Origin of the sequence: Streptomyces sp. WG5 (assembly GCF_049974565.1) — a bacterium.
Lineage (GTDB): Bacteria > Actinomycetota > Actinomycetes > Streptomycetales > Streptomycetaceae > Streptomyces.
The window spans coordinates 41325-55034 of the sequence record NZ_JBNGGC010000018.1 but is presented as its reverse complement, the minus strand read 5'-3'; the positions used below and the strand labels follow the sequence as shown (position 1 = coordinate 55034).

The following is a 13710-nucleotide window of genomic DNA, read 5'->3' as shown; positions in this document are numbered from 1 at the left end:
GTGATCGATATCAACGAGTCCGTGATGCAGTTCCTTCTGGCATTGGTCGTCGTCGGCCCGCTCATCGGCGCCGCCGCCGCTCTCCTGCCCGCCCCTCCCGGGCTGAAGGGGAAGTCACCCGACCAGGCCGTCCTGCGGCACGGCGTCACCGTGACCGGTGCCGTCCTCGTCGCCGCGATCGTCCTCGTGCTCGGCTTCGACCACGACCATCCGTCGAAGATGCAGGCCAGCACGGACATCAGCTGGATCCCCGCACTCGACGTGCGCATCCACCTCGGCATCGACGGCATCTCCCTCCCCCTGCTGGTCCTGACCGCGCTGCTGACCTTCCTCTGCGCGCTCTACTCGTACTTCAAGCTGCCGTCGGGCCCGTCCCCGAAGGCGTTCGTCGCGCTGCTGCTCGTCCTCGAGTCCGGCACCCTCGCGACCTTCGCCGTCCTCGACCTGGTCCTGTTCTTCCTCGCGTTCGAGATGGTCCTCATCCCGATGTACTTCCTCATCGCCCGCTGGGGCGGCGAGGGACGGGCCGGGGCGGCCTGGAAGTTCATCCTCTACACCCTCCTCGGCTCCGTCGTCATGCTGCTCGGCCTGCTCCTGATCGGAATCACGGCGGGCACATTCGACATGGTGGCACTCGCCACTGACAACGGCCGGTCGCTGACCACATCCGTGCAGGTCATCGCCGTATTGGCGATCGGAATCGGGCTCGCGGTCAAGACCCCGATGTGGCCGCTGCACAGCTGGCTGCCCGACGCCCACACCGCCGCCCCGACCGTCGGCTCGGTCCTGCTGGCCGGTGTCCTGCTGAAGATGGGTACGTACGGGTTCGTCCGCATCATCCTCCCGGTCGCCCCGGACGGCTTCCGCACGTTCGCGCCGTACCTCGCCGCCTTCGCCGTCGTCGGCATCATCTACGGCTCCCTGGCCTGCCTGGCCCTCGCCAAGAAGGGCGCGAAGGGCGACCTCAAACGCCTCATCGCCTACTCCTCCGTCGGTCACATGGGCTTCGTCCTGCTCGGTATCGCGACCATGACCCCGACCGGTGTGAACGGCGCCCTGTTCGCCAACATCGCCCACGGCCTCATCACCGGCCTGCTCTTCTTCGTGGTCGGCGCCCTCAAGGACCGCACGGGCACCACCGACCTCGACGCCCTCGCGGAGGAGACCGGCGCCGCCCTGTACGGCAAGGCACCGCGCCTCGGCGGCCTCCTCGCCTTCGCCGCGGTCGCCTCCCTAGGCCTGCCGGGCCTGGCCGGGTTCTGGGGCGAGATGCTGGCCCTGTTCGGTGCCTTCGACCCCCACGACGACCTCAGCCGCCCCGCCTTCCTCACCTTCATGGCGATCGCCGCGTTCGGCACCCTGCTGACCGCCGCGTACATGCTGATCGTGGTCCGCCGCGTCTGCATGGGCGCCGTACCGCGGGAGGCCCCGAAGCTCACCGACGTACGCACCTACGAGTTCGCCGCGTGGACGCCGCTCGTCGCCCTCACCGTCGTCGCCGGACTGTGGCCCGGGACCCTTCTCGGGCTGACCGACCCGGCCGTGCAGCAGCTCCTCTCAGGAGGCACCCGATGAGCTCCCCGGCCCAGCCGCTCGCCGAGGCCCTGGCACAGCCACTGGCTCAGGACCTGGTCCAGTCCGTCGACTGGCTCGCCATCGCGCCGCCCACCGTCACGGCGGTCGTCGGACTCGCCGTCCTCGTCACCGACCTGTTCGTGAAGGACGCTCGCAAGTCCCTGCTCGGCTGGATCTCGGTCGCCGGACTCGCCGCCGCCACGCTCATGCTGCTGCCCCTGGTCGACGACGACCGCTCGACGTTCTGCCTGACCGGCGACGCCGACGTGTGCAGCTACACCGCGGACACCTTCACCCTCGCCATCCAGTTCCTGGTGCTCGGCGGCGCCCTCGTGACCGCCCTGCTCTCGGTCACGGCTGTGAAGGACGCCGACCGCGGGCTCCCGGAGGGCGAGTTCTGGTTCCTGCTGCTCTCCTCCGCGGCCGGCGCCGCCCTCCTGCCCGCCTCCCGCGACCTGGCCACGCTGATCGTCGCCCTGGAGGTCGCCTCCCTGCCCGCGTTCGCCCTCGTGGGCCTGCGCCAGGGTGACCGCCGGTCCTCCGAAGCGGCCCTGAAGTTCTTCCTGTCCTCGGTCACCGCCACCGCGGTCAGCCTCATGGGCATCAGCTTCGTGTACGCCTCCACCGGCACCCTCTACCTCACCCAGGTGGCCGAACGCGTCCAGGACGTGGACGGACAGCTCACGACGCTCGTCCAGACCGGCGTCGTCCTCACCCTCGTCGGCTTCGCTTTCAAGACGGCCGCCGTGCCCTTCCACTTCTGGGTGCCCGACACCTATGTGGGCGCGCCCCTGCCGATCGCCGCCTACCTGTCCGTGATCGGCAAGGCGGTCGGCTTCTCCGGCCTGATCCTCGTCACGGTCATCGCCCTCCCGTCCTACGCCGACGTCTGGGGACCGGCCCTCGCGGCGCTGGCGGCCCTCACCATGACCGTCGGCAACGTCGGCGCCCTGCGCCAGCGGGCCACGCGCGCGTACAGCGCGGTACGCCTGCTCGCCTGGTCGTCCGTCGGGCAGGCCGGCTACCTCCTGGTGCCGATCGCCGCCGCCGCGTACGCCGACGACCCGGAACGCTCGATCGGCTCCACCGTCGCCTACGCCCTCATGTACGCCGCGGTGAACCTGGGCGCCTTCGCGGTGGCCGCGCTGGTGGGCCGTACGCGGGCCCTGAACCGCGTCGCCGACTACCGCGGCCTGTACGCGTCCAACCCGCTCACCGCCCTGCTCCTGGCCTTCTTCCTGCTGTGCCTCGCCGGACTGCCGCCCGGCGTCATCGGCCTCTTCGCCAAGGTCACCGTGTTCTCCGCGGCCGTCGAGGCCGGGCTCGGCTGGCTGGCCGTCGTCATGGCGGTCAACGTCGTCATCGCGCTGTTCTACTACCTCCAATGGACGGCCCTGCTGTTCCGGGCCCCCGAGGAAGAGACCGCCAGGCACCGCGTCCCCGTCCCCCTCACGGCCGCGATCACCGTGACCGCGGTCCTCGCCGTCGCACTGTCGGGAGCACCCCAGCTGATCCTGCGCTTCGCCGACACCGGGCTCTTCTGAGCAGCAGCCGCTCGGGCACGCGCGCGTGCCGTACCGGCCCTCCACGCACGCGTGCCGCACGCCGCGATGTCACCCGTACGGGCCACGCACGCCGACGCGAGCGCCAGGGAACTGGCGGCCCTCGCCTGGCGTTGACCAGTACAGAAGGGTCCACTGGACGTGATGCCACGGCACCGGTGGCTTCGAAGACCAGGAAGCAACCACAGCGAGCGACACCAGCAAGCAAAGGGTTCCCCTGCTGCACCACTTGGAGGGCGTACCGTGCACCGCCGGCACAACGGGCTCAGGACCGCAGTACTCCTCGGGGGACTGTCCGCGCTCATCATCGTCATCGGCAGTTTCTTCGGCCGAGCGGGGCTCGTCGTCGCCGTCCTCGTCGCCCTGGGCACGAACGCGTACGCGTACTGGAACAGCGACAAGCTCGCACTGCGCGCGATGCGGGCACGCCCGGTCAGCGAGTTCGAGGCCCCGGCGCTGTACCGCATGGTGCGGGAGCTCTCCACCCAGGCCCGCCAGCCGATGCCGCGTCTGTACATCTCGCCGACGGAGGCACCGAACGCCTTCGCGACCGGCCGCAACCCGCGCAACGCGGCCGTGTGCTGCACCGAGGGCATCATGCGCCTGCTCGACGAGCGCGAGTTGCGCGGCGTCATCGGCCACGAGCTGAGCCATGTCTACAACCGCGACATCCTGATCTCGTCCGTCGCCGGCGCACTCGCCTCAGTGATCATGTTCCTGGTCAACTTCGCTTGGCTCATCCCGATCGGACGCTCCAACGACGATGACGGCCCCGGTCTGCTGGGCATGCTCCTCATCATGATCCTCGGTCCGCTCGCCGCCACCGTCATCCAACTGGCGATCAGCCGGTCCAGGGAGTACGAGGCCGACGCCTCCGGCGCCCAGCTCACCGGTGACCCGATCGCCCTCGCCGGCGCCCTGCGCAAACTCGAACTCGGCACGAAACAGCTTCCGCTGCCCCCCGAGCCCCGGATCGAGACCGCCAGCCACATGATGATCGCCAACCCGTTCCGCCCGGGACAGGGGCTTTCGAAGATGTTCTCCACCCACCCGCCGATGGCGGAGCGAATCGCCCGACTCGAAAAGATGGCAGGCCGTCACCAGTGAAGACCATCCTCAACATCATCTGGCTCCTGTTCAGCGGCTTCTGGCTGTTCCTCGGCTATGTGGTCGCGGGCGCGCTGCTCTGTATCACGATCATCGGAATCCCGTTCGGCATCGCGGCCTTCCGCATCGGCGTCTACGCTCTGTGGCCCTTCGGATACACGGCGGTCGAGCGCCGCGACGCGGGAGCACCTTCCTGCATAGGCAACGTGCTCTGGCTGGTCCTGGCCGGCTGGTGGCTCGCCATCGGCCACATCGTCACCGGTATCGCGCTGTGCGTCACGATCATCGGGATCCCCCTCGGCATCGCCAACTTCAAACTGATCCCGGTCTCGCTGCTCCCGCTGGGACGCGAGATCGTGCGGACGGACCAGCCGTTCGCGGCCACCGGCGGATCGCGAGGAAACGGCTGGTAGGAGCCGTCGTTCTCCACAACCGCAGGGTTGTCCACAGGCCCGCTCGATTGTCGGTGGCGGCCTGCATCATGAACCCATGACCGAGAACGAGCAGTTGCTGGCCCAGGTGGCCGCCAAGGCACGCAGCACCCGCCCGTGGGGCTGGGCTTCCCTGCCCGAACCCCTCGACGGGGCGGGGCTGTCACGGGCCGAGGCCGCTCTGGGGTTCGCCCTCCCCCCACTGCTCGCCGAGCTCTACCTCCGGATAGGGGACGGTGGCTTCGGCCCGGAGTACGGCCTCCTGCCCCTGCTCGACAGCCCACCCTCCGGCGAGCCCGCCGCCGTACCGCAGTACCTCGCCAACCGCGAGGACGCCCTGAAGGATCCCGACTGGCCCTGGCCCGAGGGCGTCCTGCCGATATCCCACTGGGGCTGCGCGATGTACGCGTGCGTGGACTGCCGCTCCCCGCAGACCACGGTCCTCCTCTTCGAGCCCAATGCAGGCGACGCCGACCACTCCTGGTTCGTCGACGCCCCGAGCCTCACGGACTGGCTGCGGGCCTGGGTCGACGGCACGGGTTGGTACGAGGAGGCCAGCGAAGGGGAGGAGCTGGCCCCGTGGACCGGCTTCCCCCTGCGTACGTCGAGAAGGCCCACGACGGGTGCAACGCCTGCTCGGGTGTTCTGAGCGCAGGACGGCCAGCAGGCTCCCGGAGGCTGATCCGCCCGTCAGGACAGAGAGGCCGGCACCTGGCGGGCTCCTGGCGGCAGACCGATGCGGCAGCAGCGCGCGTGGTGAGGCTCTGCCCCCGGACTTTCCGGATCCTGGAGTCCATGACACCACCCCCTGGGCCGGGGTGGGCGACGACCACCAGGAACGGAAGCCACCCGGGCGGAGGCCGTCCCAATCTCGCCGAACGCCGTCCGCGCAGAAGCGCCGGCCCGCGAACGTATGCCCTCCCTCCGAGGCCGCCTACCGCGGGACTCGGGGCACCGGCCGCGGGTCGCCCTTCGCCTTACCGCGAGACCCGCCGCTCACGCCCCCGTACCCAGTACGCCACCACGCCCACCGCCAGCACACCCACACCTACGACCACCGACAGCAGCGGAAGGGAGACCGCGAGCACCCCGCACCCGACCAGACCCAGCGCCGGTACGACCCGCGCCGTTCTCGACGGGCCCAGCGTCCAGGCCGACGCGTTGGCCACGGCGTAGTACACCAGCACACCGAAGGAGGAGAAGCCGATCGCGCCTCGTACGTCCACCGTGGCGGCCAGGACCGCGACGATCACGCCCACGGCCACTTCCGCCCGGTGCGGCACCTGAAAACGTGGATGCACGGCGGCCAGCGCCCCGGGCAGGTGACCGTCCCGGGCCATGGCCAGCGTCGTCCGGGACACGCCCAGGATCAGCGCAAGCAGTGAGCCCAGCGCGGCCACGGCGGCGCCCACCCGCACGACCGGCGCCAGCCCGGGCAGACCGGCCGCCCGTACCGCGTCGGCCAGTGGTGCCGTCGCCTGCCCGAGGCCGTCCGCGCCCAGCACGGAGAGGACAGCCACCGCGACACATCCGTACACCACCAGCGCGATGCCCAGAGCCAGCGGGATCGCGCGGGGAATGGTCCGTTCGGGGTCCCGCACCTCCTCGCCGAGGGTCGCGATGCGCGCGTACCCCGCGAAGGCGAAGAACAGCAGGCCGGCCGCCTGCAATACCCCGTCGATGCCCCCCGACAGCCCGATGTCCAGCCGCCCGGCATCGGATCGACCCGACCCCAGACACACCGCCACCACGGAAGCGAGGACCGCCAGGACCACCACCACGATCGCCCGCGTCAGCCAGGCGGACTTCTGGATTCCGCCGTAGTTCACCGCGGTCAGCGCCACCACGGCCGCGACCGCCACCACGTGCGCCTGCTCGGGCCAGACGTACGCGCCCACGGTAAGCGCCATGGCGGCACAGGAGGCCGTCTTGCCGACGATGAACGACCAGCCCGCGAGATACCCCCAGAATCTCCCGAGCCGCTCCCGTCCGTAGACGTAGGTGCCACCCGAGGCCGGGTACCGGGCGGCCAGCCGTGCCGACGACGTGGCGTTGCAGTAGGCGACGACGGCGGCCACGGCGAGGCCGAGCAGCAGCCCCGGCCCGGCCACGCGGGCCGCGGGAGCCAGGGCCGCGAAGATCCCAGCACCGATCATCGAACCCAGCCCCACGACCACGGCGTCGCTCACGCCGAGTGTGCGCCGCAACTCCGGACCCGCAGGTGTCATGCGTCGCACCCTACTGATCAGAGCAACCACCGGGCGCGGTCGGGACGTCCACCTGACCAAGAGCGAATGAACACGCGCGGAAGGAGCAGGCCCGCAGGGCTGGCACAGCGTACGCGCAGCGTGAGAGGGCAGGGGCACGGCATGACCGTCATCAGCTGGATCATCCTCGGACTTTTGGCCGGAGCCATCGCCAAGTTCCTGCTGCCGGGCCGCGACCCGGGAGGGCTCATCGGTACGACCCTCATCGGTATCGCGGGCGCGTTCATCGGCGGCTGGATATCGGCCCGCTGGCTGGACCACCCGGTCAGCAAGGACTTCTACGACGGTGCCACCTGGGCGGCGGCGATCGGCGGTTCCCTGGTGCTCCTGGTCGCCTACCGGCTCCTGTTCGGCAACTCGCGCGACTGAACCCGCCGGGACCGCGGCAGGCCGACGAGCGACAGACGGGCGGACAGACGAACGGGCGGACGAGCCGACCCACGAGGCCGGAAGACGCAACGGCAGACCCCGACGGCCAGAAGGGTGGGCGCCGCCGGGTGCCCACCCTTCCGTTGCCGTGAACGCGGGATGCCCGCGCCCGTCCCGCCGTCGGCTCAGCAGGTCACCGGTAGTTCACGAACTGCAGAGCGAAGTCGAAGTCCTGGCCCTTCAGCAGGGCGATCACGGCCTGCAGGTCGTCCCGGCTCTTGGAGGAGACCCGCAGTTCATCGCCCTGCACCTGGGCCTTCACTCCCTTGGGGCCCTCGTCGCGGATGATCTTGGCCACCTTCTTCGCGTTGTCCTGGGAAATGCCCTCCTCGATCGACGCGAAGATCTTGTACTCCTTGCCGGAGAGCTGGGGCTCGCCCGCGTCCAGAGCCTTCAGCGAGATGCCTCGCTTGATCAGCTTGGACTGGAAGACGTCGAGGACAGCGCTCACCCGGTCCTCGGAGTTGGCCTCCATGAGGATCTTCTCCCCGGACCAGGAGATCGAAGCGCCCACGCCCTTGAAGTCGTAGCGCTGCGAGATCTCCTTGGCGGCCTGGTTGAGGGCGTTGTCGACCTCCTGCCGCTCGACCTTCGAGACGATGTCGAAACTGGAGTCGGCCATGTCCTGTGGCTCCTTGTATCTGGGTGCGTGTCGGGCCGCGTATCGGGTCCGTACCGGCATACAACGGCGGCCGCCGAGCCTGCTTGGGCGCCCTCGGCCGCATCCGCACAAGCCTAGCCACCCGTCGCCCCCGAGCGGCGATCAATCGGGTGGCGAAGCACCCCTCCACATCGGGTATTGTTTACGTCGTTGCCACGGAGCACCGCCGAAAGGCGGTTCGAAGGGCAGCGAACCCCGGCGGTGTGCCCGAGCGGCCAAAGGGAGCAGACTGTAAATCTGCCGGCTCAGCCTTCCCAGGTTCGAATCCTGGCGCCGCCACACGGGAACGAGAGGCCCCGTGACCTGCCCGAACAGCAGGTCGCGGGGCCTCTCGTCATGGGCTGACGCGAACGGCGCTCGCGCCGCTGCGGGCAGACTGGTGGCATGGTCTCGTCCTCCCGTCGCAGAACCTGCCCAGAGTGCCGTCGCGAGATCGCCGTCGTCGCGGGGCGGTACGCGCGTCATGACCCCTCCGGTGCGCGAGCCAGTGGTGAGCTCGTCTCCTGCCCGGGTTCGCGTCGACCGGCGCAACTCGGCGCGGCGCAGCCGTCCCTGGACGGGTACGTCATCCCCGGGTTCCCCGGGCAGCTGCCGTTGTTCTGACCGTACGCCCCGAGAGTTCCGGGCCCCGTGCCCTCAGTTCCCGGCCACCGACTTCACCGCCACCGACACGGGCGTCGAACCGCTGATCAGCTCCAGGGTCAGACCGTTGGTGGCCGGGGTGTCGACCAGTTCCGCCAGTACGGCGGCCACGTCGTCGCGGGGGACCGCGCCGCGGCCGGTGTGTGCCTCCAGGCGGACGAGGCCGGTGCCGGCGTCGTCCGTCAGCGCGCCGGGGCGCAGGATCGTCCAGTCCAGTTCTTCCAGCGAGCGCACGTACGCGTCGGCCTCGCCCTTGGCGCGCTGGTAGACGTCGAAGATCTCGTCCCCCTGGTGGTGCGGGTCGGCTCCCATGGACGACACGACCACGAAGCGCCGTACGCCCGCCCGGACCGCCGCGTCCGCGAAGAGGACCGCCGCTGCCTTGTCCACCGTGTCCTTGCGGGCGGCCCCGCTCCCTGGGCCGGCGCCCGCCGCGAAGACGGCCGCGTCCGCGCCCCGCAGCCGCTCGGCGACCTCCTCGACCGAGGCCGACTCCAGGTCGAGCACGACCGGTTCGGCACCGGCCGCGCGCAGATCGTCGGCCTGTTCGGCCTTGCGGATGATGCCCGCCACCTCGTCGTCGCGCGCGGCGAGCAACCGCTCCAGCCGCAGCGCGATCTGACCATGACCACCAGCGATGACAATGCGCATGTCTTCGACCGTACGCCCCGACGGCCGCCCTCGCCGCACGGCTTCGGCCGTATCCCACGGGGGGCGTCAGGACTCACGGGCCTCACTGAGACACAGGGCCCTCACTGACACACAGGGCACTCACCCTCCCGTCAAGGTTGTTCCCCGCGCCCTGTCAGGACGCCTCCCCACGCTCCCCACGCTCCTCGCGTCCCTCTCGCTCCCCGCGCACCCCACGGCCCTGCCGAGGCAGCCCCAGGCCCTTCGCGGTCGTCGAGTCGCCGTACTCGCGTACCGCGCTGGTCCGGGCCACCACGCGACCCCGGTGCACCACGATCCGGCTGTACGCCAGGGACAGCGCCCCCGCCAGCCGCTCCCCGCGCACCGCGAGGAGTTCGGCAGGGAAGCCCGCCTCCACCCGCACCTCGGGCAGGCCCAGGGCCGCCCGCGCCGCAGCGCTCACCGCGTCGTACGCGTCCTCGGGGTGCAGCCCATGGCGTGAGGCCAGCAGGTAGGCCCCCTCCAGGGGGTCACCGCGCCCGACCGGGTTGGACACGTCCCGCAGCGCACCGCTCCCGGCGGCGACCCGTACGCCGGCCGCCCGCAGCAGCCGTACCGGGGTCGTGCCGTCGCGGCGGTCGACGGCACCGCAGCTGCCCTGCGGCAGGCACACCACCGTCACCCCGGCCGCGGCGAGCTGGTCAGCGGCCCGGGAGGCCGCGTCGGCGGGCAACCGGCCCAGCCCTTCGCAGGGGCCGAGGGACACCCCGTGGCGCAGCCCGCCCGCCATCGCCGCCAGCCGGGCCAGCCGTGCCGGGGCGGCGGCGTCCGTGTGCAGGTCGACCGGGCAGCCGTGTTCGGCGGCGACTTCCAGGACCGCCTCGGCATATCCGGTCGGGTCGGGGTCCAGGTCCGGGCACCCGCCCACCACGTCGGCGCCCATCTGGACCGCGTCCCGCAGTATCGCCAGGCCGTCGGCCCCGGCCACCCCGGTCAGCAGCCTCGGCGTCGCGACCGCGGTCAGTTCGGTCAGTCCGCGCAGTGAGCGCCGCGCCCGCAGTACGGCGGTCAGCGCGCCCAGCCCCGGAACGTCACCCACACGCACGTGTGCCCGTAGCGCGGTCGCCCCGTGTCCCAGCTGGAGCAGGGCGGCCTCGGTGGCCCGGCGCTGGACGTCCGGGGGGTCGTAGGAGACGGGGCCGGGGGTGTCGGCCGTCAGTGTCGTGTCGCCGTGGACGTGGGGTTCGGCGGGGGCGGGGAGGAGCAGGTAGCCGGTGAGGTCCACGCGGGTGCCGGAGCCGGGCGTGCGAGCCGTTGGCAGGCTGCCGGCGGTGCCGACCGCTTCGATGCGCCCGCCGTGCAGCCGTACGTCCACGGTCCGGCCGTCGGTGAGCCGTGCCCCGGTGAGCAGGAGCGAGCCGCGGCCGGCGGGGTCCGAGGGGGAGGGCGAGTGGGGCGGCTGCGGTTGGCTGTCGGGCATCGCGCTCCTCTGGCTCGGGGGGTTGCGCAGTGGGGGGGGGCGCAAGATCACGCAGAGTGGGTCGAGCCTAGGACGGTGGTCAGTCCGCGACGCGGAGGAGCGCAATAGTCGTACCGGTACGGTCCCGCTGCGCCAGGCCCTCTGGGGGCCGCCCGGGGCGTGTGCCGGCAGGTCGGGCCCTCCGGCGCCGCCGGGGCGTGCACGTGGGGAGGCCGACGGGCCCGGGGACGCCCCGGGCGGGGCCCGGGGCCGGAGTGGGCGGGGCCCGGTGGCGGGACGAGGCAAGAGGACGGGACGGCGCGGGTGGAGCCGCGGTGGACCCGGTGCCGGCACGGGCCAGGGACGGGACGGGGCAGGGGTCGCGAAACGGATTTGGGCGAACGGCGGGCGACCGTGTAATGTCTTCATCGCTCGCCCCAATAGCTCAGTCGGCAGAGCGTCTCCATGGTAAGGAGAAGGTCAACGGTTCGATTCCGTTTTGGGGCTCTGGTGTGAGAGGTTCCCGCCGCAAGGCGGGGCCCGATCGCATCACAGCGGTGTAGCTCAGTCGGTAGAGCAAGCGGCTCATAATCGCTGTGTCACCGGTTCAAGTCCGGTCACCGCTACATTCAGTAGCCGATTGCGGGGTCGGTCCTTCAATCGGCTACTCTTTCCTGCGTTAGTACCATCAATCCGTTCGTCAAGGAGTGCACTCACGTGGCTGCCACCGACGTCCGCCCGAAGATCACGCTGGCCTGCGTGGAGTGCAAGGAGCGGAACTACATCACCAAGAAGAACCGGCGTAACAACCCGGACCGACTGGAGATGAAGAAGCACTGCCCGCGTTGCAACGCGCACACCGCGCACCGCGAAACGCGATAAATCAGGCTCGTACACGAGGCCGTCCCCGAGGTTTGGGGGCGGCCTCGTGTCGTTTCGGTCAGTGGTGCCGAAGGCGGCACCCGCAGCCAGCAGAGCAGCAGGAGGTGGCGAGCCCATGGCGCTCGACCAGTCGTTCGTGGGGCGGACCTATCCGCCTACCGCGCCCTACGAGGTGGGCCGGGAGAAGATCCGCGAGTTCGCGGAGGCGGTGGGGGACGCCAACCCGGCGTACACGGACACGGAGGCCGCGAAGGCGCTCGGGCATCCGGACGTGATCGCACCGCCGACCTTCGTGTTCTCGATCACGTTCAAGGCGGCGGGTCAGGTCATCGAGGACCCGCAGCTCGGCCTGGACTACAGCCGGGTCGTGCACGGCGACCAGAAGTTCGCCTACGCCCGTCCGGTCCGCGCCGGTGACCGGCTCACCGTCACCTCCACCATCGAGGCGATCAAGTCGATGGCGGGCAACGACATCCTGGACATCCGCGGAGAGGTGCACGACGAAGCCGGCGAGCACGTCGTGACCGCCTGGACCAAGCTCGTGGCCCGTGCGGCCGAGGAGGCGTGAGCATTCCATGACGCACCCCACGACGCATTCCACGACGTCTCCCGTGACGTCCCCCGCGGCGCCTCCGGCGACGGTGAAGATCGCATATGGCGACGTCGAGGTCGGCACCGAGCTGCCCGCGCGGAACTTCCCTGTGAACCGCGCCACGCTCGTGCGGTACGCGGGCGCCTCCGGAGACTTCAACCCGATCCACTGGAACGAGAAATTCGCCAAGGAGGTCGGCCTGCCGGACGTCATCGCGCACGGCATGTTCACCATGGCGGAGGCGGCCCGTGTGATCACCGACTGGACCGGCGACCCGGGCGCGCTCGTGGAGTACGGCGTCCGCTTCACCAGGCCCGTCGTCGTACCGAACGACGACCAGGGTGCCGTGATCGAGGTCAGCGGCAAGGTCGCGGCCAAGCTCGACGACAACACCGTCCGCGTCGACCTGACGGCCACCAGCGCCGGACAGAAGGTCCTCGGTATGGCCCGGGCGATCGTGCGACTCGCCTGACGGTCCGCCGCAGTCCCGGCAGCCGTCCGGCCGCCCGGTGGGCCTGTCGCGTTCACCCCGCCGGCGTCCGGCCGCCCGGTGGGTCATCGCGGTTCACCCCGCCGGCGTCCGGCCGTGCGGCGGGCCTGCCGTGGCCGTCCGGGAGGCATTCGGTAAGGGGCGTCCTCCTTGGGGAGCAGCCCCTTACCCGCCGCCGGGTGAGGACACCTCTTTCCCGCCGCCGGTCTCCGTGCCGCTGCGGCGAGAAGAAGGAGCGGGGGCGTCTCTTGACATGGTTAGTGATTGAGTACTAACTTACTTTCATGGTCAGGATGAGCGCAGAGGAGCGGCGTGAGAGCGTCATCCGCGCGGCGATGGGCGAGTTCGCCCGGGGTGGCTTCTACGGCACGTCGACGGAGGACATCGCCAAGCGGGTGGGAGTCTCCCAGCCGTACCTCTTCCGGCTCTTCCCGGGCAAGAAGGCCATCTTCCTTGCGGTGGCGGAGCGCTGCCTGCAGGACATGCGGCGGGTCTTCGAGGCGTCGTCCGAGGGCCTGAGCGGCGAAGAGGCCCTGGATGCCATGGCCGGGGCCTACACGCGACTGATCGCCGAGCAGCCCGAGCGCCTCCAGATGCAATTGCAGGTGTACGTCGCTGTCGCGGCCGCGGAGGCGGCCGGGGACCACGAGTTCGGCGAGATGGTCCGCAGGGGCTGGCTGGAGCTCTGGGACACCGTGCGCGTGCCCCTTGGCGGCGACGTCGAGGAGACCACGACCTTCATGGCGTACGGGATGCTCATCAACGCGCTGGCCGGCATGGGTTTCCCGCCCGAGCACCGGGTTTGGGACGGGCTGCATGTCTCGGCGCGGGTCAAGCGAGGCCGGCACGACGCGTAGGGCGTACGGGTGGACGCTCACGGGTGAGCGCCCCTTATGTCCATAAAAGTTAGTCATCTATGGCCGTAAAAGTTAGTCATCAATTACTAACCGAAGCAACCGAGAGCACTGGATACCCTCTGGGGG

15 protein-coding genes and 3 tRNA genes are annotated in these 13710 nt (G+C 70.5%); 14 read left to right on the top strand and 4 right to left on the bottom strand.

The window, feature by feature from the left end; all coding sequences use genetic code 11:
• From ACP4IX_RS20435 to ACP4IX_RS20415, 5 genes are all read left to right on the top strand, one after another.
• Nucleotides 1-1575 (top strand): complex I subunit 4 family protein, encoded by a 1575-nt coding sequence (locus ACP4IX_RS20435; RefSeq protein ID WP_426522340.1) that lies wholly within the window; start codon nt 1-3, stop codon nt 1573-1575.
• Nucleotides 1572-3119 (top strand): NADH-quinone oxidoreductase subunit N, encoded by a 1548-nt coding sequence (locus ACP4IX_RS20430; protein ID WP_426522341.1) that lies wholly within the window; start codon nt 1572-1574, stop codon nt 3117-3119. Before ACP4IX_RS20435 ends, ACP4IX_RS20430 begins: the two co-directional genes overlap by 4 nt.
• A gap of 261 nt (nt 3120-3380) precedes the next feature.
• Entirely contained in the window at nt 3381-4244 is an 864-nt protein-coding gene (gene htpX / locus ACP4IX_RS20425) for a zinc metalloprotease HtpX (RefSeq protein ID WP_351389673.1), read from the top strand.
• The gene (locus ACP4IX_RS20420; protein ID WP_426522342.1) at nt 4241-4657 is read left to right on the top strand and encodes a YccF domain-containing protein; all 417 of its coding nucleotides are present in this window, start codon (nt 4241-4243) and stop codon (nt 4655-4657) included. Before htpX ends, ACP4IX_RS20420 begins: the two co-directional genes overlap by 4 nt.
• 76 nt (nt 4658-4733) lie before the next feature.
• Nucleotides 4734-5324, top strand: coding sequence for an SMI1/KNR4 family protein (locus ACP4IX_RS20415; protein WP_426522343.1), 591 nt, complete (start codon nt 4734-4736; stop codon nt 5322-5324).
• 328 nt (nt 5325-5652) lie between these two features.
• Here the strand turns inward: ACP4IX_RS20415 and ACP4IX_RS20410 are convergent, their stop codons facing one another.
• Nucleotides 5653-6903 (bottom strand): APC family permease, encoded by a 1251-nt coding sequence (locus ACP4IX_RS20410; protein WP_426522344.1) that lies wholly within the window; start codon nt 6901-6903, stop codon nt 5653-5655.
• A gap of 141 nt (nt 6904-7044) precedes the next feature.
• On the opposite strand from ACP4IX_RS20410, the gene ACP4IX_RS20405 reads away from it, so the two are divergent.
• Nucleotides 7045-7311 (top strand): GlsB/YeaQ/YmgE family stress response membrane protein, encoded by a 267-nt coding sequence (locus ACP4IX_RS20405; protein ID WP_052839508.1) that lies wholly within the window; start codon nt 7045-7047, stop codon nt 7309-7311.
• 193 nt (nt 7312-7504) lie between these two features.
• Here the strand turns inward: ACP4IX_RS20405 and ACP4IX_RS20400 are convergent, their stop codons facing one another.
• Complete coding sequence (locus ACP4IX_RS20400; protein ID WP_426524487.1) at nt 7505-7993, bottom strand: YajQ family cyclic di-GMP-binding protein; 489 nt, start codon at nt 7991-7993, stop codon at nt 7505-7507.
• Nucleotides 7994-8229: 236 nt separating this feature from the next.
• Here ACP4IX_RS20400 and ACP4IX_RS20395 point away from each other — a divergent pair.
• Together ACP4IX_RS20395 and ACP4IX_RS20390 are read left to right on the top strand one after the other, a co-directional pair.
• Nucleotides 8230-8311 (top strand) — tRNA-Tyr (locus ACP4IX_RS20395).
• A 105-nt stretch (nt 8312-8416) separates the two neighbouring features.
• Nucleotides 8417-8635 (top strand): hypothetical protein, encoded by a 219-nt coding sequence (locus ACP4IX_RS20390; protein WP_426524521.1) that lies wholly within the window; start codon nt 8417-8419, stop codon nt 8633-8635.
• Between the two features lie 33 nt (nt 8636-8668).
• Here the strand turns inward: ACP4IX_RS20390 and ACP4IX_RS20385 are convergent, their stop codons facing one another.
• Together ACP4IX_RS20385 and ACP4IX_RS20380 are read right to left on the bottom strand one after the other, a co-directional pair.
• On the bottom strand, nt 8669-9325 hold the full coding sequence (locus ACP4IX_RS20385; RefSeq protein WP_426524523.1) for an NAD(P)H-binding protein: 657 nt from the start codon (nt 9323-9325) through the stop codon (nt 8669-8671).
• A gap of 154 nt (nt 9326-9479) precedes the next feature.
• Nucleotides 9480-10784 carry an amidohydrolase family protein gene (locus ACP4IX_RS20380; RefSeq protein WP_426556284.1) on the bottom strand — a complete coding sequence of 435 codons (1305 nt, stop codon included), beginning with the start codon at nt 10782-10784 and terminating at the stop codon, nt 9480-9482.
• A 413-nt stretch (nt 10785-11197) separates the two neighbouring features.
• Here ACP4IX_RS20380 and ACP4IX_RS20375 point away from each other — a divergent pair.
• The 6 genes from ACP4IX_RS20375 to ACP4IX_RS20350 all read left to right on the top strand — a co-directional run bounded on the left by ACP4IX_RS20375 (nt 11198) and on the right by ACP4IX_RS20350 (nt 13584).
• Nucleotides 11198-11270: transfer RNA gene (locus ACP4IX_RS20375), tRNA-Thr, on the top strand.
• A 46-nt stretch (nt 11271-11316) separates the two neighbouring features.
• Nucleotides 11317-11389, top strand: a tRNA-Met gene (locus ACP4IX_RS20370).
• A 91-nt stretch (nt 11390-11480) separates the two neighbouring features.
• Nucleotides 11481-11645: a 50S ribosomal protein L33 gene (gene rpmG, locus ACP4IX_RS20365; protein ID WP_003948671.1), complete on the top strand. Its 165-nt coding sequence runs from the start codon at nt 11481-11483 to the stop codon at nt 11643-11645.
• A gap of 115 nt (nt 11646-11760) precedes the next feature.
• Nucleotides 11761-12213 (top strand): MaoC family dehydratase N-terminal domain-containing protein, encoded by a 453-nt coding sequence (locus tag ACP4IX_RS20360; protein WP_361733351.1) that lies wholly within the window; start codon nt 11761-11763, stop codon nt 12211-12213.
• A gap of 43 nt (nt 12214-12256) precedes the next feature.
• Nucleotides 12257-12709: a MaoC family dehydratase gene (locus ACP4IX_RS20355; RefSeq protein WP_426524527.1), complete on the top strand. Its 453-nt coding sequence runs from the start codon at nt 12257-12259 to the stop codon at nt 12707-12709.
• A gap of 302 nt (nt 12710-13011) precedes the next feature.
• Nucleotides 13012-13584 (top strand): TetR/AcrR family transcriptional regulator, encoded by a 573-nt coding sequence (locus tag ACP4IX_RS20350; RefSeq protein ID WP_426556283.1) that lies wholly within the window; start codon nt 13012-13014, stop codon nt 13582-13584.
• The last annotated feature ends 126 nt before the right edge of the window (nt 13585-13710 follow it).

What these genes read in the sequence shown, in the direction of transcription:
- ACP4IX_RS20430 (WP_426522341.1), top strand. Translation starts at nt 1,572, where the DNA reads ATGAGCTCCCCGGCCCAGCCGCTCGCCGAGGCCCTGGCACAGCCACTG.
- ACP4IX_RS20415 (WP_426522343.1), top strand. Translation starts at nt 4,734, where the DNA reads ATGACCGAGAACGAGCAGTTGCTGGCCCAGGTGGCCGCCAAGGCACGC.
- ACP4IX_RS20410 (WP_426522344.1), bottom strand. Translation starts at nt 6,903, where the DNA reads ATGACACCTGCGGGTCCGGAGTTGCGGCGCACACTCGGCGTGAGCGAC.
- ACP4IX_RS20405 (WP_052839508.1), top strand. Translation starts at nt 7,045, where the DNA reads ATGACCGTCATCAGCTGGATCATCCTCGGACTTTTGGCCGGAGCCATC.
- ACP4IX_RS20400 (WP_426524487.1), bottom strand. Translation starts at nt 7,993, where the DNA reads ATGGCCGACTCCAGTTTCGACATCGTCTCGAAGGTCGAGCGGCAGGAG.
- ACP4IX_RS20390 (WP_426524521.1), top strand. Translation starts at nt 8,417, where the DNA reads ATGGTCTCGTCCTCCCGTCGCAGAACCTGCCCAGAGTGCCGTCGCGAG.
- ACP4IX_RS20385 (WP_426524523.1), bottom strand. Translation starts at nt 9,325, where the DNA reads ATGCGCATTGTCATCGCTGGTGGTCATGGTCAGATCGCGCTGCGGCTG.
- ACP4IX_RS20380 (WP_426556284.1), bottom strand. Translation starts at nt 10,784, where the DNA reads ATGCCCGACAGCCAACCGCAGCCGCCCCACTCGCCCTCCCCCTCGGAC.
- ACP4IX_RS20360 (WP_361733351.1), top strand. Translation starts at nt 11,761, where the DNA reads ATGGCGCTCGACCAGTCGTTCGTGGGGCGGACCTATCCGCCTACCGCG.
- ACP4IX_RS20350 (WP_426556283.1), top strand. Translation starts at nt 13,012, where the DNA reads ATGGTCAGGATGAGCGCAGAGGAGCGGCGTGAGAGCGTCATCCGCGCG.